The organism is Corynebacterium marambiense (assembly GCF_016342275.1).
Lineage (GTDB): Bacteria > Actinomycetota > Actinomycetes > Mycobacteriales > Mycobacteriaceae > Corynebacterium > Corynebacterium marambiense.
In genome coordinates, this window is sequence record NZ_JAEIOT010000004.1 from 303877 (window position 1) to 326574 (window position 22698).

Here is a 22698-nt window from a genome sequence, read left to right on the forward strand (position 1 = left end):
GTACTACGTGCGGACGGTCACCCCCGGAAATCTGGGATGACCGACAAAGCGGGAATGTGGTTAGCGTCCGGTACCGGCATAGACGGTGGCTTCGGAATCGCCGCCCAGCTCGAACGCATCGTGGAGCGCGCGTGCGGCGACCTCGACGTCAGTCTCACGAATGAGCACCGAGATGCGGATCTCCGAGGTGGAGATCAGCTCCAGGTTAACGCCGGCGTCGCGCAGGGCCTCACAGAACACGGCGGTGACGCCGGGATGAGACTTCATGCCTGCGCCGACGAGAGAGACTTTGCCGATCTGGTCGTCGTACAGGACGTTCTCGCAGGCGCCCTCGGCCTGCAGCTTCTTCAGCAACTCCACCGCACGCGGCCCGTCAGCTCGCGGGCAGGTGAAGGTGATATCAGTACGGTTGTCCTCCAGGGAGGAGATGTTCTGCAACACCATGTCGATGTTGATCTCGGCGTCCGCCAGTACCCGGAACACGCGGGCGGCCTCGCCCGGGGAATCCGGGATGCCGAGGACAGTGACCTTTGCCTCGGAGCGATCGGTTGCGACGCCGGTGAGAACTGCTTCTTCCACGGGAATATCCTCCATTGAGCCGGTCACGAGGGTGCCGGGGTCGTTGCTGTAGGACGAGCGTACCCGGATCGGGACGCCGAATGCACGGGCATACTCGACACTGCGCAGCACCAGGATCTTGGATCCCACCGCCGCGAGTTCGAGCATCTCCTCGAAGCACAGCTGATCGAGTTTGCGGGCGTTCTTCACGATGCGGGGATCCGCCGTGTAAACACCATCTACATCTGAATAGATCTCACAGACATCGGCGCCCAGGGCCGCGGCGAGGGCAACTGCGGTCGTATCCGAACCGCCCCGCCCGAGCGTGGTCACGTCACGGGTGTCCTTGTTCACGCCCTGGAAACCGGCGACGAGACAAATCCAGCCCTCGTCGAGGGCCTCGCGGACGCGGCCAGGGGTGACGTCAACGATTCGGGCGTTACCGTGACGCTCCGTAGTGAGCACTCCGGCCTGCGATCCGGTGAAGGACTGAGCTTTCGCACCGAAGGATTCGATGGCCATGGCCACCAGCGCATTCGAGATGCGTTCGCCTGCAGTGAGGAGCATGTCCATCTCCCGCGCGGGAGGGACCGGATTGACCTGTGCGGCCAGATCCAGGAACTCATCCGTGGTGTCGCCCATCGCGGAGCAGACCACGACGACGTCGTTGCCCTGCTTCTTCGTGGCGACGATCCGTTCAGCCACACGCCGGATGCGCTCAGCGCTCTCCAACGAGGACCCACCATATTTCTGGACGACCAGTGCCACGCGTCACCTCTCGGGTTTGATGTCTGTTACGAAATAGTCAACACCATCGTACAAGGCGCTACCACACCAGCCCGCCACCGGAGCACCGCCGCCGCACAGAGACCACCGACGCGAGCAGTGTAAGTCAGGCGGAATATGGGTGCCAGCAAGCGTATCCGCTAGCGTGGAGCGGGTGCAGAGCAACGTCATCGCCGTGGTGTTCGCCCTCGCCTCCGCCCTAACCATCGCCTGGGGAACCGTCATCCGGCACCGGATCGCCGAGGAGGCCCCGGGCGACGGTACGAGCCTCCGGAGTGCCCCGATCGTCGCGGTGATCGGGCGCCCCCTGTGGTGGGTCGGCACGTTCGCAGCGTTGCTCGGCTACGCGTTGCAGATCGCGGCACTCGGATTCGGCACGTTGCTCGTCGTGCAACCGGTCCTCGTCCTCTCCCTCATGTTCACGTTCCCGATGTCCGCAGTGTATGACGGTCGCCGGATAAGCAAGGCCGAGACATTCTGGTCGTTGATCCTGACCGCCGCTGTGGCGGTGCTGGTCATCCTCGGCCGGCCAAGTCCGGGCCTGCTCGAGCCGCCCCTCAACCGGTGGCTCCCGGCGCTCGCCGTAGGTGGTGCGCTGTTGTTCTGCCTCGACAGGCTCGCCTACACGCGGATCCGGCGGCAGAAGGCGCTCCTACTCGGAATGGTCACCGGCGGTGTGATGGGTTATGTGGCGGTGCTGTCCAAAGCATTCGTCGACATCTTGGTCCACCAGGGCTTCACCGGGATTCTCTTGAGCTGGGAGTCCTACGCGCTGCTCGGGGGAGCCGTGCTCGGGACCGCGGTCCAGCAGTCCTCGTTCAATGCCGGGGCCTTGCGCCAGTCGCTCCCCGCGATGACGGTCACCGAACCGATCTTCGCTTTTGTCCTGGGCTACGCGGTCCTCGGGGAGAAGTTCTCGGTGAGCGGGTTGAGCTGGACGTGGATGGCGCTGGCTCTGCTCGCGATGATCATCTCGACATTCCTGCTCTCCCGCCGGGGTGTCGGCTAGGGGACTGCCGTCTGACGGCCCACGGAGCTGCACGAGAGCGTTAGGATCGTCAACGGTGGGCACCGGCCCAGGTCTGTGCGCCACAACTGATCCCGCGACCCCCAGGAGAACCATGACCTTCATCCCGATTCCCGTCCCCGTCGTCGTCGAGGGCCTTCGCGACACCGGCTCCGCCGCCATCGACGCCTACGTCGCGTTCATCGACTGGGTTCGAGCGGCAACCGGCTCCGCATAAACAACGCACCAGACGATTGAACCCCACCCCCAGCGTTCCGGGGTGGGGTTCAATCGTCTGAGTCTCTCACACCTGCGGATGCGACTCCTGCGGTTGAGTTCGCGGACGCCGAGTCTCCTGAAAACCGAACGGCACGCGCGGGAACTCTCGGTAGTACCGCTCCGGATCACACTCCAGCAGACGCATCCTGCTCAGCAGCATCTCATCGGTAGGTCGTGACCTGTTGTTCACTGTGCACTTCCTCAAAAAGTAGACTCTGCCTCCGATTATCCCATGCCACACACCAATCGTCCGTCAAGCGGCACCGTCTGTGTCGGCCCGGATACCGGGGGCACTCTTCTCCACGGCGAACGTCAATGACATCACCGCAGCGAAGGTGCGGAACATATCCACATCATGGTCGGTTATATCACCAGCAGCGGGCGCATCAATGGTGAGTATCCCGTAGAGGGTACCGCTGATCAGCAACGGCCACGTGGCGAAAGTCTGATAGCCGCTACCATACTCTTCATGCACACGGGTGTTAAGAGTATCTCTCTCAAACCTATTGATACCTTTGAGGGAGTCCTCGAAAGTCTTATCCCCCCTTCGAAATACACGGTCCGACAGTTTTCCGCGGGTCCGGCCATCCTCCTGCCAGGCGGACAACGATGACTGATCACGATTAACCGTAAACAGACAGGCACGGACCCCGTCAGTCGGCCCCAGGTCCTGGCGAATCATGTTCAGGATGATCTTCCGCACAGATTCCATCTGGAGGCGAAGCGGTTCCTCACTCATATCGCTCATCCCATCCGCAGTCTTCAGGATCGCGCCCGACAACTCGTTCATCGCCCAGCGGAATGCCTTGTCGTCCTGTTCAATCTGCTTCGCAACCTCCGACTGCATCTCCTCCCGTAGAGCCTCCTCCCAGTCACTGCGACTCCGATCCTCCGCCTTCTGCTGCTTGGAGCGGAGGCCGATGAGCCCCAAGCCGACGATCAGAGACAAGGCACCGGAAATGACCATCCATGCCAGGCCGCCCTTTCCGAAAGCGTAGAAAGTAGCCGAAGACCCGATCGTCACACACGCTGTGGTCAACCACTCAGGTGCATCAGTAAGAAACCGGGATATCCGTTCCTCCGGGGTTTTCTTCTCGCCGCCCACCACTCACCTCCATGTGCTTTTCATAACAACCGCCGCCCTGGCCAATTCATCCCCTTAGCAAGTCTGCATCCTTGAGGTATTGCAGTCCATTCCCTTTCATCGAACGAACCATCCGCCACCCCCGCACCACACCCGTGCACAGATTTTATGGCGACGACATGTTCAGAACACAGCGGTGAGCAAATACGTTTAGATGCCGTAAAAAAAGGCGTGAACAGGAAAAATGGTGACCGCACGGCGAGGCCCCCCCGCACTCCGAATGTGCCGCAATGTCCATATAGTGGAATTGCTCTCCCAAAATCGAGGTTCTGTTGTACCGTATGCCCCATGCAGCGAGCGCTTCTCCTTAGCCGCCGCGGCGGGTGGAACAAGGTCTGACACGACCGGCACCCCGTCGCGGAGTAGAGTTCTGCCGCCGGTCGTGACTTCACCACCACAACCGACCGGCCCTCATATAAGGGTCCAACAAAGGATTGAACTCTCATGGCTCCCTCTGACGCATTCATCTCAGCGCCCGCAACCATCAACACCCCCTCCGGCCCGCGTGCCGAAGATCAGGCCTCCTGGAACATGCAGCGCGGATCCGATATGCCGATCCACCGCTACCAGCCCTTCCACGAGGAAGTGGAGCCGATCAGCCTGCCGGACCGCACCTGGCCTGACCAGCGCATCACCCGCGCCCCGCAGTGGTGTGCGGTGGATCTGCGTGACGGCAACCAGGCACTGATTGACCCGATGAGCCCGGAACGCAAGCGCCGCATGTTCGAACTGCTCGTAGAGATGGGGTTCAAAGAGATCGAGGTCGGTTTTCCCTCCGCATCCCAGACGGATTTCGATTTCGTCCGCGACATCATCGAGAACAACCGCATCCCGGATGACGTGACGATCCAGGTACTGGTGCAGGCCCGCGAGCACCTGATTCGGCGCACGTTCGAGGCGTGCGAGGGCGCGAAGAACGTCATCGTGCACTTCTACAACTCCACCTCCAAGCTGCAGCGCCGCGTAGTGTTCCGCAAGGATAAGGAGCAGATCAAGAAGCTGGCGACGGATGCTGCGGAACTGGTCAAGTCCCTGGCCGCCGACTACCCGGGCACCAACTGGCGGTGGGAGTACTCCCCCGAGTCCTTCTCCGGCACCGAGGTCGCCTACGCCAAGGAGGTGTGCGACGCCGTCGTCGATGTCCTGGAGGGGACCCCAGAGAACCCGGTGATCCTGAACCTGCCCTCCACAGTGGAGATGATCACCCCGAACGTCTACGCCGACTCCATCGAGTGGATGCACCGCAACCTGGCTAAGCGCGATTCCGTCATCCTCTCCCTGCACCCCCACAACGACCGGGGTACGGGTGTCGCAGCAGCCGAGTTGGGGTACATGGCCGGCGCCGACCGCATCGAGGGCTGTCTGTTCGGCAACGGTGAGCGCACCGGCAACGTCTGCCTGGTCACCCTGGGCCTGAACATGTTCACCCAGGGCGTCGACCCGCAGATCGACTTCTCGGACATCGACCGGATTCGCCGCACGGTGGAGTACTGCAACCAACTCCGCGTGCCCGAGCGTCACCCCTATGGCGGTGACCTGGTGTTCACCGCGTTCTCCGGTTCTCACCAGGACGCCATCAACAAGGGCCTGGACGCGATGGCCGCCGGTGTCCGCGCGGGTGCCACGCACACCGACGTCTCTCCCGAGGAACTGCGCGGATCCGTCTGGGAGGTTCCCTACCTGCCCATCGATCCGCGCGATGTGGGCCGTACCTACGAGGCCGTGATCCGCGTCAACAGCCAGTCGGGCAAGGGCGGCGTCGCCTACATCATGAAGACCGATCACGGTATCGCACTGCCCCGCCCGATGCAGGTGGAGTTCTCCGCCGCAGTGCAGGCCGTCACCGATGCCGAGGGCGGCGAGGTGAACTCGAAGAGCATGTGGGACATCTTCGCCGGTGAGTACCTGGATCAGCGGGCCCCGCTGGAGCAGGTATCCGTGCGCGTCGACGCCGCCGAGACCGAAAATGACCAGGCCTCCGTCACCGCGCACGTCATCCACAACGGCGAGGAGAAGACGGTCACTGGCCACGGCAACGGTCCCGTCGCGGCGTACGCCAACGCCCTCGAAGCACTGGGCATTGATGTTGAGGTGCAGGACTACAGCCAGCACGCCCGCACCGCCGGTGATGACGCCGAGGCCGCAGCCTACATCTACGCGGACGTCAACGGCACCCGTGTCTGGGGCGTCGGCATCGCGGGCTCCATCACCTACGCATCACTGAAGGCCATCACCTCGGCCGTCAACCGGGCGAACGTGAAGAACCTCGCTTTCACCGGAGCGTAACCGCACCCTACAGAACCAAACGGCGTCACCCACACGCCTCGACTTGACCGCGAACGCGGGGATCATCAAGGCCGACTACTTCACACAGCAGACCCAACACCACGTGTTGAGTCTGCTTTTCTTTTTGTACGGGTGCTTGGGGTGTGGGATGAACTCAATCCTCCAACCGCTCTCGCTCACGCTCTTCGAGTGAGACGGTCGCACGCTCCCGGCGACGCGCGGCTTCATGCTCGGCACGCACCGAGTAGACATGCTCCAACTCGTCAAGGGGTACTTACCCAACGCTTCACGGATGTAGAACGCGCGCGGGCGTCCTGTTTTTTCCGCCAGTGCATCCAACCGGTTTTTCTCATCATCCGTAAGCCGAAGACTCACAACACCACTTATGTAAACATGTTTACACTTCCCCGGTATCTCCACAAGGATCTCAGCGGGCAGTGCAGGGCAGGCACGCAGCAGGCGAAGGGGCGCGGGATCAGACCATTCGCACGCGCACACCTGGCACGCCAGAGGAACGCGCACACCGCATGAAAAAACGCGCACCGGGCGAGCACACCAAACCCACGGAAAACCCCACCGAAAAACCCCAAAATGCAATACACAGTATGACCTCCAAGTGAAGGGCACGAAAACTCCTTTGACCAGCGGCGACTTACTGGCGAGTAACCGTTCACGAAAGGCAGAATTTTTAACGCACGTGCGCGTAGATTCATCTACGCAGAGCGCCGAAAGGTGACCGGAGATCAGGAAGTGGAAGGGGCGGTGAGCGAGAGTGAGTGAGCAAGATCGCGCGATGTGTGCGCAATGTGGCGGGCCGATACCTCCGTGTCCAGACCCGCGCGGCCAACGCGCGCGGTACTGTTCGGGGGCGTGCAGGGCGCGAGCTTCTCGTGAGCGAGCGGCCGCAAAGTGGCGTGCTGAAGTGGAAGCGGAAGCCGAAAAGGCACGGCTTGCCGCGTCACGTTCCGCGCGAATCTCGACACTGGAAGTGTCCGCGATGATCGAACGGAACCCGAAGTGGCTTGCTGAAGTCGCGCTTAGTGTGCGCGCGGATCGGCTAAGAGCCGCGCTCCGGGAGGGGGACTCCGTGCTCGCATGGAAGTATGAAGAACCCACCCCACCGGTGGAGAACTCGCCCCGCCCCGCCGGTGTAGGAATCATCAGACCTCAGAAGAAAAATAAAAAGAAGAAGCGACGGAAGTAGCAAGCAACCCCCAGTCGGACACCTACAACTGGTTCCGTCACGGTTGACAAAGACCGTAAGTGAAGCCCCGACTGTTGCCGAAAAAGGCGAGAAAACGCACGCCGCTACGACACTACGAAGCACTTCACGCACAGATAACTGGCACACTTCGAAGCAAAAGTTACCCACTTTTTCCGCCGCAGACGGTCGCCTCCGGCGAGCACAACAAGACCGATCCGTGCCACAAAAAGTCGCGACACCGGACCACCTACGGACACAAAACCGGCCACACTATCGGCAGAACACTCACCCACAAACCGGCAACAAGTAGCGACTCCCCCACGCCTTTAACGCGCGCTCCCGTCCTCCGCTTCGCTCCGGTTGGGCCGTGACAATGGTGGAGACACAGCACAGAACAACGCACCAGAACGTGACACAACAGAGAGAAAGAAGCGCCCCTTTCTTCTTTCACTGGCGTTAAACCCATCGTTTTAGAGCTACTTGGAGACGCGCGTAAACCGGCTACTGTTTTACCTGCTGGGTGGTCTGTTAAACCCCGCCTGTTAACCGGTAGGGTCGGGGTGTGAGTGTTTACGGGTATGCGAGGGTATCGACCAGGACGCAGAAAACCGACCGGCAAAACAGACGAACTAACAGCCGCTGGTGTCGAGCACATCTACACCGACCACTACACCGGGCGCACGATGCAGCGCCCGAACTTTCAGGCATGTCTTGAAGTGCTTAGCGAGGGCGACACCCTTGTGGTGTGCGATCTAGACCGGCTAGGGCGCACCACCGTAGAGGTCATTCACACCGCCGAGGAACTTCAACAGCGTGGAGTGCGGTTGAAAATTCTTCGACTCGGGGTGGACACATCAACCAGTGAAGGAAAATTTTTCTACCGGCTAGCCGCATCCCTTGCCGAGCTAGAAGCCGACCGGCTCAGAGACCGCACCATGCAAGGACTAGAAGCCGCACGCAAACGCGGCCGGATCGGTGGCCGCCCCAAGGCCTTAACCCCCGCCCAGGCCGACCGCGCCCGCGAGCTACACGCAGCCGGGGAATCCCAACGGCGTTTAGCTGAACTGTGTGGAGTCAGCCGCACCGCCATCATCACCGCCCTTAACCAGCACGGTTCAACTAGGCCATTCCCGCGCAATACTGGCAACTACGGTTTACGAACGGCGGTGTTTCCACGCTACGTTTGAAGCTGCCAGCACACTGGCCGCCACACCAATCGAAAAGAACGTGACCATCCCTTTTGACTGGAGATCCAGCACAGCGGTCACCACGCAACCAATCGCGAAGAGACCACAGATCGCTGCGATGACTACCGGCTCTCCCCGGCCATCACCGTCAGGGAGAAGCCACTTCCAGTACTGGTAGGCAAGTACAGCACCCGCCGCCACCGTGGCCGACGCCGAGAAGTACCAATACTCGAAGGACGAGGCACCAGAGCCGCCGCCAAAGTAGGCCAGAGCCAGCGACAATGAACCAATGGCGGCCAGTATTACAGTGGCCACCGCAACAGACCCGGACCGCATCACTCCGGCTCAGGTGCATTCAAGAACGGAGCAAGCTGGGCTGCTGTGATGCCGACAACACCCAGCGCGGCTGCGATCCGTTGACGGTTCTTCCAAATCAGCTTCGCGACTTTCGTAGTCAAACCGGAAGCGAATGGGATGCCAGCACATCCCATAACAAGGTCCGCTAATTGATAGTAGATTCGATCCGCATCGTAGCCGTCACGGAACACCCACGCGGCATTGAGAACACATCCGACAATCGCTGTAGGGCCAGGGAGTAGGACTCCACGATCTTCCCCGAAAGCATTCCTATTTTCAAAAGCCCTACGTATCTCTTCCGGACTCGCATCACCAAGCCAAGTAAGAGCTTCTTCTATAGTGTCCAAATTTGCATCTTCGGAACGGTCCCCGGCCGCCGTCGTATTACCTGCACGGCCAGTCATCAAAACGCCTGCGTTGGCTGGCACGATGAATCCACTTGCGAGAGAGATGGCCGTAATTGCCGCCACCACACAACGTCTCGTCTTCACCGTATGCCGACACGGTCGGACATACCCAAATTGCATCACGATCACGCCTTTCCGGTCGAGAATACTTGTCGTCCCCGGCAGTCGAGAACCTATCGCGTTTGGAAACAGATTTCCAATAGATGCGTGTATAAAATCACCCCGCACCACCCCCTATCCGGGCTATTCTACCCCCGAATAGAACTGGTAACGGGGGCTTTCTCCACATCTTGAAAATGGTCCACACTCGACCAGCTATCAGGCCAGGACACGACTGCCAAAATGGCATAGTTGACCGAACAGCGCTTTTCCATTCGCCACCATCGACCGGTCAGGCCAGACCGGCGTTATTACTCTCACCAGCCGGGAAAGAAGCCGCCGCACCCGCCCACAAAACGGGCTTCACATTGGCGAAATGCCGTCCGCCGGCAATCGCCCCACCTATGCAGCTCAGAGGCTGACTGCCAACTTGTCACAGTGGGACGAACAGTGAAAACAGGATCACCGGAAAACCCGGCTTCAGGCAGCCACACATGACCACAGCTAGAGGGCTGTGCGCCAATCTGACACGGGGCTGAACAGTGGTTTCTAGTGCGACCACCACGACCGGGACAGCCACCACACGACAACCAGCACCAACCACCCGAAAACACCCCAACACAACCATAACACCATAATAATACGGCTCGTATCGGCTTATTATTATTCTGGTGGTATGATGGTTAGTATCCCTTTTCCGCGCCGTTTTCCCTAGGAGTCCCCTCCTGTCCGACCGCTACGCCCCGACCATGACCGACAGCCCCCGCCAGCGGCTCAACGCCGCTATCGCGCATCTGGTCAACACGGAAGGCCCCGGTGCTGTGACCGTGGCGAAGGTGCGGAAAATGGCGCGCACCGACAACGGGATCGCCGCCGAGGTGGTCAAGCAGTGGAGGGAGACGGCGAACGCGACAGCAGCCGCAGGGCCGGTCACCGACACCAGCGACCAAGAAGCCATGATCGTGGCGACCATGCGGGCCATGATCGAACAAGCATGTGCCGAGGCCCGCGCCGATCAGGCAGAGCGTGAAGCCATGCGGGTGGAAGAAGCCCAAAAAGCCGCCCGCCAGGCCGAGGACGAACGCACAGCCGCCAACGAGGAGTTGGAAGAGCTACGGGCGGAGTTGGCCGCCGCCCGCGCTGAAATCGCCCGCCTGACTACCGAGATAACCCGCGTCCAGGAGCGCGGCGAGACCAAAGCCGAGATGCTGGAAACCGAACGGCAGCGTGACGAGGAAAGGCACCAGGCCGAGCTGTCGCGGATGCAAGCCACCATCGACACCATCTTGGCCAGCACCAAAGCCGCCGCCGCGGCCAGCAAGACCACCAGGAAAACCACCCGGCCGACTGCAACCAAGAAAACCACCGCAGACAGGTAACCCTCCCTCCAAAAAGCCGCCAGCAACGCCGCTGGGGGCTTTTCACGTCCCAAGAAACGCCTCATCCCGGTCACGAACCGGGGTGGGGTGTCGTTCTTCTTGCTGGCACAGGTAAACCCGGTTACACCTCCGGCCGCCGACCCTCCAGACCCGCGATGATGAAATCGAGCTTCGAGTCCAGGAATCCCCTCCCGATCCAGGACTCCTGTGGCTTGAACGCATCATCCTTCTGCGCCACCTCGACCAACTTCTCAAACCCTGTCCGGCCGTCCTCCCCCGTGCCTCGCATCGTAGAAATGCTGATGTGCGTGGATATCACCGTGTCCCCGATGAAATCCAGTGCGAACAGAGCCTGGGATTCAGTGAACCCAAATTCATGAAGCGCATCGACGAGCGTCCTGGCGATTCCCTGGATGTGACGAAACGCCCCGGGGAACGTGAACAGAACCTGATCCAGACCCTGATACCGTTCACACACCATCCACGTCGTCTCCGCCCACTGTCTCAGCAGCTCCTGCCACGATCCAGCGGCGGCGTCCGGCCACTCCACTGACGCCGCTCCACGCGCCAGACACGCATCAACGAGATCATCTCTGCTATCGAACACGCGATACACCGCCGACGTCGATACCCCGATCTGCTTCGCCACCTCAGCCAGGGTGAAACGCGCAATACCGATCTCCAACGCAGCATCCACAACATCCTCGACCGAAAAACTGGGCTTCGGGCCCGTCTTACGTCCGACCCGGCGCACCGGGTGGTGGGGAGAACTCATCGGGATCATGCCGTCCAGATTAGTCATGAATCCCCGATACCTGCGCACCGACCTCACCACCATTGAGCCTATGATGGAGGTGATGACAACGACGATGCCCGGCACCACAGACAGCGCGAACGAGCGCTCCGGAGACAACCGGGACCGCGCACAACGCCAGCGCGATCGCGCGGCGGAGATCGCCGCCGCGCCATATGTCGTTGCGGCGATCCAGTCCACGGGCATCCATCCCAGCACCGCACGCCTCGTCGCCATCGACCTTGTCACCTACTCCACCACCGGCGAGGAGGTCGACTCCTACCACGCGGTCCTCAACCCGGGTACGGATCCCGGCCCTCCCCACCTCCATGGCCTGAGTTCCGCGGAGATCCGTTCCGGACAGCGATTCGACAACGTTCTGCGCTCGGTGACCAGGCTCATCGACGGCCGTACCCTCCTGGTCCACAACGCGCCCCGGGTCTGGGGATTCATCGTCTCCGAGTCCCGACGCGCCATCCGGAGCAACACCAACCGGACAAACCGCGGCCGGCGGGCCCGGGGCCGTAAGCGCAGACCCGGGCATGTGCCCAGACCCGTGGCGATCATCGACACACTCGCGACCGCCCGCCGGCGATCGGTCCAACTCGATGACACCCGGATCCGGGGTGTCGCCCGTGCCCTCGGACTTGATGCGCCGACGCCAGTGGCCTCCGTGGAACGAGCGGATATCCGCGAATCCGAACACACCCGCACCGACAACCGGCTCATCGCGCAGCTCTTCTTCGACGCCTACGGTGGCCCAGCGGCCCTCGATGAGCAGCGCCCCTTCGCGCGCCTGGACCCCGGCAACCTCCACGGCGACCGCTTCGGCCTGCAACGTAGCCACCTCCGCGTCGATGCCGCCGATGCGGAACGCCGCTTCATCAACCCCGGCCCCTGGCAGCGCGGCACACCGCTGACCGAGGGCATGGAAATTGTCGTCTCCCCGGAGATAGCGGCCGATCCGGACGAGATCATCGCTGCAGCGGTCGGCGCGAACCTCAACTACTCCGAGAAGCTGACCCGCGCCACGAGTCTCGTCGTGTGCAACCAGACCACCGACCTGTCCGGGAAGGCGATGCACGCCGCGCGCAAGGGCATCCCACTGATCAGCGATTCCGCTTTCCTTGAGATCGTCGGCGGCGACATCGTACCGGGCACCCGGGAGTGACCACGGTGGACCGGCAACCACAGATCCCGAAACCCACCCCGTTGCAGATATATCTGAAACCTGTTACCGCGTGAACGTAGACCGCGGCTACTGAGCCGCTCCACACAAACAGGCAGCATCTTCAGCAAAGAAAAGAATGGAGGAGAATGTCATGCCTACCGCAGCCGGTCACAAACTCACGTTTACCGAGACCCAGATCGAACAGGCCCGCGCAATCTCCGAACAGAACCCCACCTACACCTTCCACAGTCAGCAACTCAGCAACCAAGCAGTTCCCCGGGAAATTTCAACCATCCTTTCCACTGTCATTCACGCGGTGGCTCAAGGAGAGACCCTGGTGATCGGAAAGCTCCCGAAGGAACTGACCACCACCGAGGCCGCACGTCAACTCGGCATATCACGCCCCACGTTGATGAAGCTCATCGCCTCCGGTAAAATTCCTGCGCATAAAGTCGGATCGCATTCTCGACTCAAGACGACTGATGTTCTGGACTACCTGAAGGCAGAACACGAACAGGCGTGCACGTCCTTCGAAGAACTTCGTGAGCTGGACGAGTCGATCACCTTTGAGCCCTAAAAACCAGGCAGGAGGGTCAAACGGCGGACGCCCACAACAGAGTTTTACTGGATGCCAATATATGGCTTTCAAGGACCTTGACCGACTGGTTCTTTCTCATCTATCTGAGCGCTGAGCGCCCACCGTTTTTGATCCTCTAGTCGGAGGATATCCTCGCCGAAGCCCACTATCATCTGAGAAAAAACAATCCCAGCCTTCCGAGCGGGACCATCGACAAGCGTTTTGAGAGAATCCGAGGAATTCTCAAAAATGGCCGGATCAAAGACTACGAAATTGACGATAAGACCCACCCGGACGAAAACGACTGGCACGTCATCAATGCAGCGCTAGCGGGGCAGGCCGGGTACCTGATCACAACCGACAAGAAATTTAACGGGCTCGATCCCGACACCCTCCCTTTTGAAATTCATAATGCAGACTCTTTTCTCACAATGCTCGCCGATTCGAATCAGCACCTGATCGAATCGGTTGCAAGAAAACAGTGGGATTATTGGAACAGAAAGCAAAGCGCGGCATGGAGAAACGGCTGCGCGGTACCAAATTTTAATTTGGTCAAACAACTGGAAAAAGCAAGCTGTCCGCATTTTGCGGACCACATTCGTAATTTCCTCACCGGCTTAGACGTCGAAGAAATTCACCACTCTCCGAGTACTCAACTTCCCTTTCGGACGGTAGACTCGGCAGAATGAAACTCAACCTCCCAGCACCCGTGAAGCGGTTGCGCACCGCTGTGGCCACGCTTGCGGCAACAGCGGCAACGGCGGCATCACGGGCCACCGGGCGCGGCGCGGGCGGCATGATCGGCGGCCTCGTCGCCGGTGCCATTGATCCCGCGATCATGGAGGGGCTCGGCAAAGGCCGCCCCGTCGCCCTGATCACCGGCACCAACGGTAAGTCCACCACCACCCGCATGCTCGTCGCCGCGCTCCGTACCCGGTTCGACGTGGTGACCAATGAGGGCGGCGACAACATGGACGCCGGCATCATCTCCGCGCTGCTCGGCGGGCGCGACGCCAGCCACATCGTCCTTGAATGCGATGAACTGCACGTGCCCGGTGTGACGCGTCGGCTCCGCACGGACTGCCTGGTGCTGCTCAATCTGACCCGTGACCAGCTCGACCGCGTCGGGGAGATCAACTCCATCGAACGCGCGCTGCGGCAGTGCGTCACCGACAATCCGGACATGACCGTCATCGCGAACTGTGATGACGTGCTGATGACGTCTGTCGCCTACGACGCAGCGAACGTCGTGTGGGTCGCCGCCGGTAACGGCTGGCACGGGGACTCGGTCTCCTGTCCCCGCACCGGTGGGCACATCGTTCGGGACGGCGCGGACTGGTACGCGGTCAAGCCTCTGTCCGACGGACGTGAGTTCCGCCGCCCCACACCGGCGTGGACGATCACCGATGACGGCCTCACGGGTCCGGACGGTGAGACCCATCCCGTGAATCTCACCCTGCCCGGTACCGCGAACCGGGGTAACGCCGCCCAGGCCATCGCTGCCGCCGCAGAGCGATACGGTGTGCCCGTCGACGAAGCACTGCCTGCGGTGGAGGCGGTGGACAATGTCGCCGGCCGGTATTCCACGATCCGGTTCGAGGGCCATGACGTGCACATGCTGCTGGCGAAGAACCCCGCCGGCTGGCAGGAGGCGCTGAGCATGGTCGACCGCACCGCCGACGGGCTCGTCATCGCGGTCAACGGCCAGGTCGCCGACGGTGAGGACCTGTCCTGGATCTGGGATGTCCGTTTCGAGGACTTCGGGGAACTCTCCGTCGTCGCCGCCGGTGAGCGCGGCACCGATCTGGCGGTCCGGCTCACCTACGCTGACATCGACCACACCCTGGTCAAGAACACCGTCGACGCGATCCGCGCCTGTCCCGAGGGGCGCGTCGAGGTGCTCGCGAACTACACGGCCTTCCGCGATCTGCGCCGCGCACTGACTAAATTCACGGAGGACAAGCAATGACCCAGCTGACCATCGGCCTCATCCTCCCGGAGGTTCTGGGCACCTACGGTGACGACGGCAACGCCCTGGTCCTCCGCCAGCGTGCCCGCATGCGCGGCATTCCGGCGGAGATCCACACCGTGTCACTCGGCACGCCCGTACCCGAGGGCCTCGACGCCTACTGCCTCGGCGGCGGTGAGGACACCGCCCAGATCCTCGCGGCGGAGCACCTCATCAGTGACGGTGGCCTGCGCCGGGCAGCGGACGCCGGGCGGCCGATCCTCGCGATCTGCGCGGGTCTGCAGGTGCTGGGTACGTCCTTCCGGGCGGCAGGTCGCACGGTCGACGGTGTCGGACTACTCGACGCCACCACCTCCGCACTGGCGAAACGCACCATCGGTGAGGTCGCGTCCACCCCCACCGGCGCCGGGATCACTGCGGTGCTGGACCAGCCGCTCACCGGCTTCGAGAACCACATGGGTGCCACGATCCTCGGCCCCGACGCCGAGCCCCTCGGCACCGTCACCCGGGGTATCGGCAACTGCGACACACATGGCGCCGCCGGAACTGACGATCCCGGCGCGCAGACCACCGCAGAAGGAGCCGTCCAGGGCAGCGTCATCGCCACCTACATGCACGGCCCGGCACTCGCCCGCAACCCGCAACTCGCTGACCTCATCCTCGCCCGGGCGCTCGGTACCGAGCTCGCGGATCTCGCGCCGCTGGACCTCGACGTCGTCGATAAGCTGCGCGCGGAACGACTGCGCTAGAGCGTCAACCGACCGCTGAGCGCCCTGGACAACGTCAACTCGTCGACGAACTCCAGATCCCCGCCCAGCGGCATTCCCGAAGCCAGCCGGGAGACCGTCAGGCCCGGGAAGTCCCGCAGCAAACGCGCCAGATACGACGCCGTCGCCTCCCCCTCCGTGTTCGGATCGGTGGCGAGGATCACCTCGGTGATCTCCGGCGCGTCGTCGAACTGCGGTTCCTCCGGCGTCGAATCCGCCAGCTCACGATCCGGCAACACCCCGCCGATGCGCTGCAGCAGCGGGGAGATGTTCAGGTTCTTCGGCCCGATGTTCGCCAGCGGATCCAGTGCGCCCCCGAGGACGTGGTAGCGCCCGTTGTACTCGCCGGTGCGCTCGATGACCTGGATGTCCTTCGGTTCCTCCACCACGCAGATCAGGCCCTTGTCGCGGCCTGAATCAGCGCAGATCCGGCACACCGACTCCCGCGAGATGTTGCAGCAGATCCGGCAGAATGCGACCCCATCGCGGACCGCTCCGAGGGCGTTCTGTAGCCGGGTGACGTCCTCCGGGTCGACGGTCAGGAGGTGGAACGCGATCCGCTGCGCCGACTTTGGCCCCACGCCAGGCAGCCGGGACAACTCATCGATGAGGTCCTGGAGTGGTCCTTCAAACACCGGCGCGTCTCTTTCCTACTCGGAGGCCATGGACAGGGATAGACCCGGTTGCGGGTCAGACACCCCGATCAGACTACGGCCGCCACGGGTGACGACCAAAGCGCACGGTCCCCGTCGTGGTGCCCGGGGCCCGGAAGAAACGACACCCGCGCCCCGGCTGCGGCTGGGTACGCGGGTGTCGAGTGAAGCGGGCCGTTAGCCCATCAGGCCGCCGAAGTCGCCGCCCCCGAGGCCCTGCGACAGCGGGCCCATCTTCTCCTCGGCGATCTGCGCGACCTTGCGGTGCGCGTCATCGTAGGCGCCGACGATGAGGTCCTGGAGAGTCTCGATGTCCTCGGGGTCGACAACCTTCGGGTCGATGGTGACGGCGGTGACCTGACCGTTACCGGTCATAGTGGCCTTGACCAGGCCGTTGCCGGCCTCGCCGACGACGCTGGCTGCGAGGATTTCCTGCTGAGCGGCTTCGAGCTTGGCCTGCATCTCCTGCGCCTGCTGGAGAATCTGGTTCATGTCGGGCTGAGTCATTGGCTGACCTTCCTGATGTGTTCGTCGGTGTTCATCGGTGTGCGGCGCTGCGCGCGCTTGCACGGGCCCCGGTAAGATCCGGTGGCCGTCCGTGCGCAGTCTACCTGCCGATCGTCCGCTCTAGAGTTGGCGCGCACCGAGTTCCTCGGTCAGCAGCTCCATCGCAACATCCCGTGCGGTCCGGCGGTCGAGGGTTCCGGGCCCGGCGGCCGCCTCGCGGAGCATGTCCTCTTCTTCCTCCTCGGTTCCCGCCCCCGACGGGTCGGGCGGGGTGGCCGTCGGGGCATCCGGTTCGGCCTCGGGAACACGCGCCGGAACGGGCTCCTGTGGGGCTAAGGTCCCGGGGCCTGGGACCCCCTCATCCCGCGGATAGCCGTAGGGATCATCGGGCATCGGCGGATCATCGTCGAAGGGCTCCGGGGGCAGAGGCACGCCACCAGTGAAGCTGCTTGTGTCCTCCCGCAGGGCGGAGTGCTGTTCCTGTCGCTGACTGACCCGGTTGAGCACCTGCTCCCAGGGCCGTTCATCGGCGCTTTTCTGCCGTTGCTGGGCGGGGCGCGCGGGTGCAGGCCCCTGATCCCCGACGGCGTCGGGGTCCCCGGGAGTCTCAGGTTCCGCTCCGCCGAGCGGTGCCGGAGTCCCCCAGCCGCCGGTACCGGAGGCCGCACCCCAGCCCGGTCGCCCCGCAGACGGTTCTCCCTCGGACGGCCGAGGTACAGGTTCGGGAGCAGGATCAGGCGCCGCGTCCGTGTGCGGCCCGGGGGTCGGCTCCGACCGGTGATCCGTTCTGGGTCGTGGCGTGGTCGGGGCAGGGGCGTCCCGTGGGGCCCGGGGCGCCGGATCAAAAGGGGCGGTGCCCACCTCGCACTCAACCTCAAGATCGAGCTGGAGCTCGTTCCTCAGCGCCGCGACGATGGCTCCGTTGTTGCTCGGTGCGTTGAGGCGTGTCGCGAGCGCCCCCGTGTTGTGGCCGATGACGAGGGTCCTCCCGCGGACACCGAGAACCGTGGCCTCGGTGAGCATGATCTCGGCGACCTTGTTGCTTGCGCCGATGGCCGTGCGGAGCTGTGCCCAGTTGCGGCGCACGAGGTCCGCCGGATCCTCCGCCGAGGCGGCGTCCGGGGTGTCCTCCCCACTGTCGGCCTCCGTTCCCCCGATGTCGTCGACGGGCGCGTGCTCTGCGGGGGCCTCGGAGTGATCGTGCGGTGCGGGCGGTGCGACCTGCTGCGTGTCCTGCCGGGGCTCGGGGTCGGGTGAAGGCGACAGCTCCGGACGCTGTCCAGGTGCCTCCTGCGCGGATTCGGGGCCGGATGCAGGCTGTGGCGCCACCTGCTGGGGCCGGCCCCCCGAAGCGGAACCGGGGGCAGAAGCCCGCCGTCGGTCCTGCAGGGTGCCTGCGTCGGGTTCGGGCTGGACTTCTGGCTGCGGTGCCGCTGCGGCCAGGGCACCGGGCTGGGGGGTCTGTTCCGCCCCGGGGGACTCCCGCCTAGTCTCCTGCTCCGCCTCGGGGGCGGTCGGCCGAGCCGGGGCCGGTTGTCCGGGCCGCTGCTGGCGTTCGACGCCGCGCCGGGCCAACCGCTCCGCAGCTTCGCGGGCGCGACGGGCACCTTCGCTGGCCGATGCCCGGACCGGATTCTGCGGGGGTGCTTCGGCGGAGCCCGGGGCCTCGGACTGCTGCCGGCTCTGTTCCTGGTTGGTGGCGGCGAGCGCCGCTGCCCGGGTCGCAGGCGGGGCGTCGGGGAGTTGGTTGAGTCCCTGCTCGACAAGGTCGAGCCGTTGGCTGACTCCGGCGATGCTGTCGGTGCCCGCCGGCAGTAGCATGCGGGCGCAAAGGATCTCCAGGAGAAGCCGGGGCGCGGTGGCTCCCCGCATCTCGTCGAGCCCGTCATTCGCGAGGGCGGCCAGACGCGCGAGCGCCGAACCGCCGAAGGCTGCGGCCTGTTCTGTGATGACAGGTACCTGTGCGGCGGGAACGTCGACGAGCCCCATGTCGATGGCGTCCGGTACGGCCTGCAGGACCATGAGGTCGCGGAGCCGGTCGAGGAGGTCGGAGGTGAAGCGGCGGGGATCGTGCCCGGCCTCGATGACGTCGGCGACGGTCCGGAACATCGTCGCCCGGTCGCCCTCAGCCAGGGCGTTAACAGCGGCGTCGATGAGTGAGGAGTCGGTGACCCCGAGCAGCGGGACAGCCATGTCATAGGTGAGGCCGTCGGGCCCGGCACCGGCGAGAAGTTGGTCCATCACCGACAGGGAGTCACGCGGGGAACCACCGCCGGCCCGGATGACGAGCGGGTAGACGGCATCCTCGACCTCGACGCCTTCCGCGGTGCAGGTGCGTTCGAGCAGGCTACGCATGGCCGGCGGGGTGAGGAGCCGGAACGGGTAGTGGTGGGTCCGGGACCGGATGGTCCCGAGGACCTTCTCAGGCTCCGTGGTGGCGAAGATGAACACGAGATGCGCTGGGGGTTCCTCGACGATCTTCAGCAGGGCGTTGGCACCCGCGGTGGTGATCATGTGCGCCTCGTCGATGATGAACACCCGGTAGCGGGATTCGGCCGGGGCGTAGAGCGCCCGATCCCGCAGTTCCCGCATATCGTCGACGCCGTTGTGGCTGGCGGCGTCGAGCTCGGTGACGTCGAGATTACCGGGGCCGCCCGGCGCGAGGGACACACACGAGTTGCAGGTACCACACGGTGTGGAAGTCGGCCCCTCAGCGCAGTTCAACGACCGCGCCATGATCCGTGCAGAGGACGTCTTGCCGCAGCCCCGCGGGCCGGAGAAAAGGTAGGCGTGGTTGATCCGGCCGGAGTCGAGCGCCACACTCAGTGGGTCTGTGACGTGCTCCTGCCCGATGACCTCGGAGAACGTTGCGGGACGGTACTTGCGATAAAGAGCCACTCCCCCAGCCTACCGGGGTCGGGGTGGCACAGCTCAGCGCCCCAGATCGAGGAGGTTGACGTTCTGCTCCACCATCGCCTGCTGCAGGGCCGGAACGCCGTAGGTTCGGGCGTAGGAGAATTCGTCGTCGGTGAGCAGGACGAGCTGCAGCAGGACGGTGAGCCGGGCGTTCACCGACTTTGCCCCAGGGTCGTTGGTGCTGACGTGCCCGGCTTCCTCCATCATGCGGGGCACTCCCCTGGCCCACACGTAGGGGACGACGAGGAGCCCGTGACGGACGGTGATGTCAGGTTCCGCAACGAGCCCACCGAGCACCCCAACGCCGGGCAGCAGCTGCCCGGGTGATGCGGGGATCCTGCCCGCGGAGTCCCGGAGGAACGTGGCGGTCGCCGCGACGACGCGGTCGAGACAGTCATGGGCGCCTGCGGCGACGGCGAACACCTCACTGCGCACGTCGACGGGGCGGGCGTCCAGATCCGTGGGCTCGGTGGGAACATCATCGACCGCCGATTCGGCGATACGGCCCGTATCGGTGATCAGCCCGGTGTCAACCCTCCCAAAATCAAGGGTGGTGGCCAGGCGTTCGCCGGAATCGAGGACACCGGAACCGATGTGGAAATCTCCTATCCGGTGCACCTCGAGGGACCCCGGAATGAGGTCGTTGATCCAGTAGGTCGTTTCCCTGAGGTCCACCGGTCCTCCCCCTTCTCGTCGCGCCGACAGATACCGGTGAGACGAGTATAGGGGCGCCAGGTCAGCCGGCGAACTTCTCGGCCGCCGCAAGCAGCACGCAGGTGGCGACGCCATCCATGGCGACCTCGAGTTCCTCGACGGGCGGGAGCGAGGGCGCGAGCCGGATGTTGCGGTTGTCGGGGTCCTTGTGCAACGGGTACGAGGACCCCGCGCCGGTCAGCGCGATTCCGGCCTCTTTCGCGAGCTGAACCACACGCGATGCGGTGCCGTCGACGACGTCGAGGGAGATGAAGTAGCCGCCCTCGGGTTTCGTCCAGGTGGCGACGCCGTGTTCACTGAGGCGGGTGTCGAGGATGTCCAGGACGGCGGCGAACTTCGGCGCCAATGAGGCCGCGTGCTTCCGCATGAGGGCACGGACGCCCTCGGCGTCACCGAAGTAGCGGGCGTGGGCGAGCTGGTTGACCTTGTTCGGCCCGATGCCCCGGACACCAGCGTGCATGCCGTACCAGGCCAGGTTCTCCTTCGAGGACGCGAAGATCGCAATACCCGCACCCGCGAACGTGATCTTGGAGGTCGATGTCATGAACCAGAAACGGTTCGGATGACCGGCCTTCTCCGCGAAGTCGATGACATTGTGAATGACCGGGAACTCGTCGGTGAGGGTGTGCACCGCGTAAGCGTTGTCCCACACGATGCGGAAGTCCTTCGCGGCGGTCTCCATCTCGGCGAGTTCACGGCAGACCTTCCCGGAGAAGGTGATGCCGGTCGGGTTTCCGAACACCGGCACGGTCCACATGCCCTTGACCGACGGGTCCTTGACCAGTTCGCGGACGGCGTCCATATCGGGGCCCTCGTCGGTCATAGCGACGGTGACCATCTCGAAGCCGAGGTGCTCGGTGATGGTGAAGTGACGGTCGTAGCCGGGTACCGGGCAGATCCAGCGAACCTTGTCGAGATCCTTCCACGGGGTGTCCGAGTCATTGTTGCCCCAGACATAGGACGCGAGGATCAGATCGAACATGATGTTGAGCGAGGACGCGTCACCGGCCCAGATCTGGTCCACCGGGACACCCAGGAGATCGGAGTAGATCGAACGGATATCGGTGATTCCGGTCAGCCCGCCGTAGTTGCGGACGTCAATGCCGTCGGCGGTGATGTGCTCGCCTGCACCCGGCTGGGCGAGGAGGTCCTCGGAGAAGTCGAGCTGCTCCGCCGACGGCTTACCGCGGGTCAGATCCAGCTTCAGGTTCCGGGCCTTGAGCTCCTCATACTTCGCCGAGATCTCCTCGGTGAAATTGGCGAGTTCCTTCGCATCGAGATCCTGCAACGGCATGGGTGCCACCTTCCGCGGTGAATGGTTGTGAAACGTTCCTGACACCGGCCCCAGGGTTTCTCCCCCGGCGAGCGGTGTCTCCGGGGTCCACTGTAGCCGCCGCCGTCGACGGGCACCACGGCTGGAGCACGCTCCGGGAAAGAGACGGAATACACAAAGATGCACCGCCCCTACCCGGGGCGGTGCATCTTAACGTGCACGTTTAAGGGGACCCCGCGCACCCGTCAGAGCTCGCTGACCCTTGCTGCATTCCTGCCCTGGGGGAGTTCACAAGATGTACGCCGCACGGGGTCCTGTTGACAGGGTAGCCCACAAATGACCGGAGACCCAAGCCGAGGTCGGGTTTTGATCGAGGCGGAGGTTTAGGTATAGTACACCGCAGACGTGACGGGGAAACCTGTCATGCTCTTTCTGGAGGATTCGACTAGCGGCCTATGTCGCACGCCTGGAACGCGTGTTGGGAGCAATCCCTCAGGGGTTCAAATCCCCTATCCTCCGCAGCAGTAAAGCCCGTACCGTGAGGCAATTCTCGTGGTACGGGCTTTTCGCATACCCAGAAACACGGTTTACCGGGCTTCACCCCGACGTTGTTTCCCGACACGGCGACCACCATCATTCCGCGGAGTGCAGATTCCCGCCCTGTCG

Annotated in this window: 21 protein-coding genes, 1 tRNA gene, 1 other RNA gene and 1 pseudogene; 12 read left to right on the forward strand and 12 right to left on the reverse strand. The window is 63.4% G+C overall.

Annotation, left to right across the window (positions count from 1 at the left end; genetic code table 11):
• Positions 1–60 precede the first annotated feature (60 nt).
• A complete protein-coding gene (locus tag JDV76_RS01455) occupies positions 61–1326 on the reverse strand; it encodes an aspartate kinase (RefSeq protein WP_198735086.1) in 1266 nt (421 codons plus the stop codon).
• A gap of 172 nt (positions 1327–1498) precedes the next feature.
• Here JDV76_RS01455 and JDV76_RS01460 point away from each other — a divergent pair, with 172 nt between their 5' ends.
• Together JDV76_RS01460 and JDV76_RS12765 are read left to right on the forward strand one after the other, a co-directional pair.
• Positions 1499–2353: a DMT family transporter gene (locus JDV76_RS01460; RefSeq protein WP_198735087.1), complete on the forward strand. Its 855-nt coding sequence runs from the start codon at positions 1499–1501 to the stop codon at positions 2351–2353.
• Positions 2354–2465: 112 nt separating this feature from the next.
• The gene (locus tag JDV76_RS12765; protein ID WP_255520403.1) at positions 2466–2588 is read left to right on the forward strand and encodes a hypothetical protein; all 123 of its coding nucleotides are present in this window, start codon (positions 2466–2468) and stop codon (positions 2586–2588) included.
• Between the two features lie 294 nt (positions 2589–2882).
• On the opposite strand, the gene JDV76_RS01465 is transcribed toward JDV76_RS12765, so the two are convergent.
• The gene (locus JDV76_RS01465) at positions 2883–3734 is read right to left on the reverse strand and encodes a GAF domain-containing protein (RefSeq protein ID WP_198735088.1); all 852 of its coding nucleotides are present in this window, start codon (positions 3732–3734) and stop codon (positions 2883–2885) included.
• A gap of 483 nt (positions 3735–4217) precedes the next feature.
• On the opposite strand from JDV76_RS01465, the gene leuA reads away from it, so the two are divergent.
• Complete coding sequence (gene leuA / locus JDV76_RS01470) at positions 4218–6059, forward strand: 2-isopropylmalate synthase (RefSeq protein ID WP_198735089.1); 1842 nt, start codon at positions 4218–4220, stop codon at positions 6057–6059.
• 75 nt (positions 6060–6134) lie between these two features.
• Here the strand turns inward: leuA and JDV76_RS12425 are convergent, their stop codons facing one another.
• Positions 6135–7220 (reverse strand): ribbon-helix-helix protein, CopG family, encoded by a 1086-nt coding sequence (locus JDV76_RS12425; protein WP_232958704.1) that lies wholly within the window; start codon positions 7218–7220, stop codon positions 6135–6137.
• Between the two features lie 621 nt (positions 7221–7841).
• On the opposite strand from JDV76_RS12425, the gene JDV76_RS01480 reads away from it, so the two are divergent.
• Complete coding sequence (locus JDV76_RS01480) at positions 7842–8450, forward strand: recombinase family protein (protein WP_198735090.1); 609 nt, start codon at positions 7842–7844, stop codon at positions 8448–8450.
• Here JDV76_RS01480 and JDV76_RS01485 read toward each other — a convergent pair.
• Both JDV76_RS01485 and JDV76_RS01490 read right to left on the reverse strand, forming a co-directional pair.
• Positions 8418–8765, reverse strand: coding sequence for a hypothetical protein (locus JDV76_RS01485; protein ID WP_198735091.1), 348 nt, complete (start codon positions 8763–8765; stop codon positions 8418–8420). The two genes, JDV76_RS01480 and JDV76_RS01485, sit on opposite strands and share 33 nt — an antisense overlap.
• Positions 8766–8785: 20 nt before the next feature.
• On the reverse strand, positions 8786–9235 hold the full coding sequence (locus tag JDV76_RS01490; RefSeq protein WP_198735092.1) for a hypothetical protein: 450 nt from the start codon (positions 9233–9235) through the stop codon (positions 8786–8788).
• A gap of 827 nt (positions 9236–10062) precedes the next feature.
• Here JDV76_RS01490 and JDV76_RS01495 point away from each other — a divergent pair.
• Complete coding sequence (locus JDV76_RS01495; RefSeq protein WP_198735093.1) at positions 10063–10692, forward strand: hypothetical protein; 630 nt, start codon at positions 10063–10065, stop codon at positions 10690–10692.
• A gap of 121 nt (positions 10693–10813) precedes the next feature.
• Here the strand turns inward: JDV76_RS01495 and JDV76_RS01500 are convergent, their stop codons facing one another.
• The gene (locus JDV76_RS01500; RefSeq protein WP_232958705.1) at positions 10814–11494 is read right to left on the reverse strand and encodes a TetR/AcrR family transcriptional regulator; all 681 of its coding nucleotides are present in this window, start codon (positions 11492–11494) and stop codon (positions 10814–10816) included.
• Between the two features lie 43 nt (positions 11495–11537).
• Between JDV76_RS01500 and JDV76_RS01505 the strand changes: the two genes are divergently transcribed.
• From JDV76_RS01505 to JDV76_RS01525, 6 genes and pseudogenes are all read left to right on the forward strand, one after another.
• Positions 11538–12656, forward strand: a complete 1119-nt coding sequence (locus JDV76_RS01505; RefSeq protein ID WP_376992996.1) for a DNA polymerase III subunit epsilon — start codon at positions 11538–11540, stop codon at positions 12654–12656.
• Positions 12657–12807: 151 nt separating this feature from the next.
• On the forward strand, positions 12808–13233 hold the full coding sequence (locus JDV76_RS01510; protein WP_198735094.1) for a helix-turn-helix domain-containing protein: 426 nt from the start codon (positions 12808–12810) through the stop codon (positions 13231–13233).
• Between the two features lie 149 nt (positions 13234–13382).
• A pseudogene (locus JDV76_RS12980) lies at positions 13383–13589 on the forward strand (hypothetical protein); the annotation flags it as partial.
• Between the two features lie 75 nt (positions 13590–13664).
• Complete coding sequence (locus tag JDV76_RS01515) at positions 13665–13922, forward strand: hypothetical protein (protein ID WP_198735095.1); 258 nt, start codon at positions 13665–13667, stop codon at positions 13920–13922.
• Complete coding sequence (locus tag JDV76_RS01520) at positions 13919–15202, forward strand: MurT ligase domain-containing protein (protein WP_198735096.1); 1284 nt, start codon at positions 13919–13921, stop codon at positions 15200–15202. Before JDV76_RS01515 ends, JDV76_RS01520 begins: the two co-directional genes overlap by 4 nt.
• On the forward strand, positions 15199–15951 hold the full coding sequence (locus JDV76_RS01525) for a type 1 glutamine amidotransferase (RefSeq protein WP_198735097.1): 753 nt from the start codon (positions 15199–15201) through the stop codon (positions 15949–15951). Before JDV76_RS01520 ends, JDV76_RS01525 begins: the two co-directional genes overlap by 4 nt.
• Here JDV76_RS01525 and JDV76_RS01530 read toward each other — a convergent pair.
• The 6 genes from JDV76_RS01530 to ffs form a co-directional block, all read right to left on the reverse strand.
• The gene (locus tag JDV76_RS01530; protein WP_198735098.1) at positions 15948–16604 is read right to left on the reverse strand and encodes a recombination mediator RecR; all 657 of its coding nucleotides are present in this window, start codon (positions 16602–16604) and stop codon (positions 15948–15950) included. The two genes, JDV76_RS01525 and JDV76_RS01530, sit on opposite strands and share 4 nt — an antisense overlap.
• A 195-nt stretch (positions 16605–16799) precedes the next feature.
• Positions 16800–17129: a YbaB/EbfC family nucleoid-associated protein gene (locus JDV76_RS01535; protein ID WP_198735099.1), complete on the reverse strand. Its 330-nt coding sequence runs from the start codon at positions 17127–17129 to the stop codon at positions 16800–16802.
• Positions 17130–17249: 120 nt separating this feature from the next.
• A complete protein-coding gene (locus JDV76_RS01540) occupies positions 17250–20027 on the reverse strand; it encodes a DNA polymerase III subunit gamma and tau (protein WP_198735100.1) in 2778 nt (925 codons plus the stop codon).
• Positions 20028–20060: 33 nt separating this feature from the next.
• Positions 20061–20720, reverse strand: coding sequence for a suppressor of fused domain protein (locus tag JDV76_RS01545; protein ID WP_198735101.1), 660 nt, complete (start codon positions 20718–20720; stop codon positions 20061–20063).
• A gap of 61 nt (positions 20721–20781) precedes the next feature.
• Positions 20782–22053, reverse strand: coding sequence for an aspartate aminotransferase type Ic (locus JDV76_RS01550; protein WP_198735102.1), 1272 nt, complete (start codon positions 22051–22053; stop codon positions 20782–20784).
• A 201-nt stretch (positions 22054–22254) separates the two neighbouring features.
• Positions 22255–22351: signal recognition particle sRNA small type (gene ffs / locus JDV76_RS01555), an RNA gene on the reverse strand.
• Positions 22352–22466: 115 nt separating this feature from the next.
• Here ffs and JDV76_RS01560 point away from each other — a divergent pair.
• Positions 22467–22551 (forward strand) — tRNA-Ser (locus JDV76_RS01560).
• The last annotated feature ends 147 nt before the right edge of the window (positions 22552–22698 follow it).

Excerpts from the sequence above, each read along its gene's own strand:
- JDV76_RS12765 (WP_255520403.1), top strand. The coding sequence starts at position 2,466 with ATGACCTTCATCCCGATTCCCGTCCCCGTCGTCGTCGAGGGCCTTCGC.
- leuA (WP_198735089.1), top strand. The coding sequence starts at position 4,218 with ATGGCTCCCTCTGACGCATTCATCTCAGCGCCCGCAACCATCAACACC.
- JDV76_RS12425 (WP_232958704.1), bottom strand. The coding sequence starts at position 7,220 with ATGATTCCTACACCGGCGGGGCGGGGCGAGTTCTCCACCGGTGGGGTG.
- JDV76_RS01480 (WP_198735090.1), top strand. The coding sequence starts at position 7,842 with ATGCGAGGGTATCGACCAGGACGCAGAAAACCGACCGGCAAAACAGAC.
- JDV76_RS01495 (WP_198735093.1), top strand. The coding sequence starts at position 10,063 with ATGACCGACAGCCCCCGCCAGCGGCTCAACGCCGCTATCGCGCATCTG.
- JDV76_RS01500 (WP_232958705.1), bottom strand. The coding sequence starts at position 11,494 with ATGACTAATCTGGACGGCATGATCCCGATGAGTTCTCCCCACCACCCG.
- JDV76_RS01505 (WP_376992996.1), top strand. The coding sequence starts at position 11,538 with ATGATGGAGGTGATGACAACGACGATGCCCGGCACCACAGACAGCGCG.
- JDV76_RS01510 (WP_198735094.1), top strand. The coding sequence starts at position 12,808 with ATGCCTACCGCAGCCGGTCACAAACTCACGTTTACCGAGACCCAGATC.
- JDV76_RS01515 (WP_198735095.1), top strand. The coding sequence starts at position 13,665 with ATGCTCGCCGATTCGAATCAGCACCTGATCGAATCGGTTGCAAGAAAA.
- JDV76_RS01520 (WP_198735096.1), top strand. The coding sequence starts at position 13,919 with ATGAAACTCAACCTCCCAGCACCCGTGAAGCGGTTGCGCACCGCTGTG.
- JDV76_RS01525 (WP_198735097.1), top strand. The coding sequence starts at position 15,199 with ATGACCCAGCTGACCATCGGCCTCATCCTCCCGGAGGTTCTGGGCACC.
- JDV76_RS01535 (WP_198735099.1), bottom strand. The coding sequence starts at position 17,129 with ATGACTCAGCCCGACATGAACCAGATTCTCCAGCAGGCGCAGGAGATG.
- JDV76_RS01550 (WP_198735102.1), bottom strand. The coding sequence starts at position 22,053 with ATGCCGTTGCAGGATCTCGATGCGAAGGAACTCGCCAATTTCACCGAG.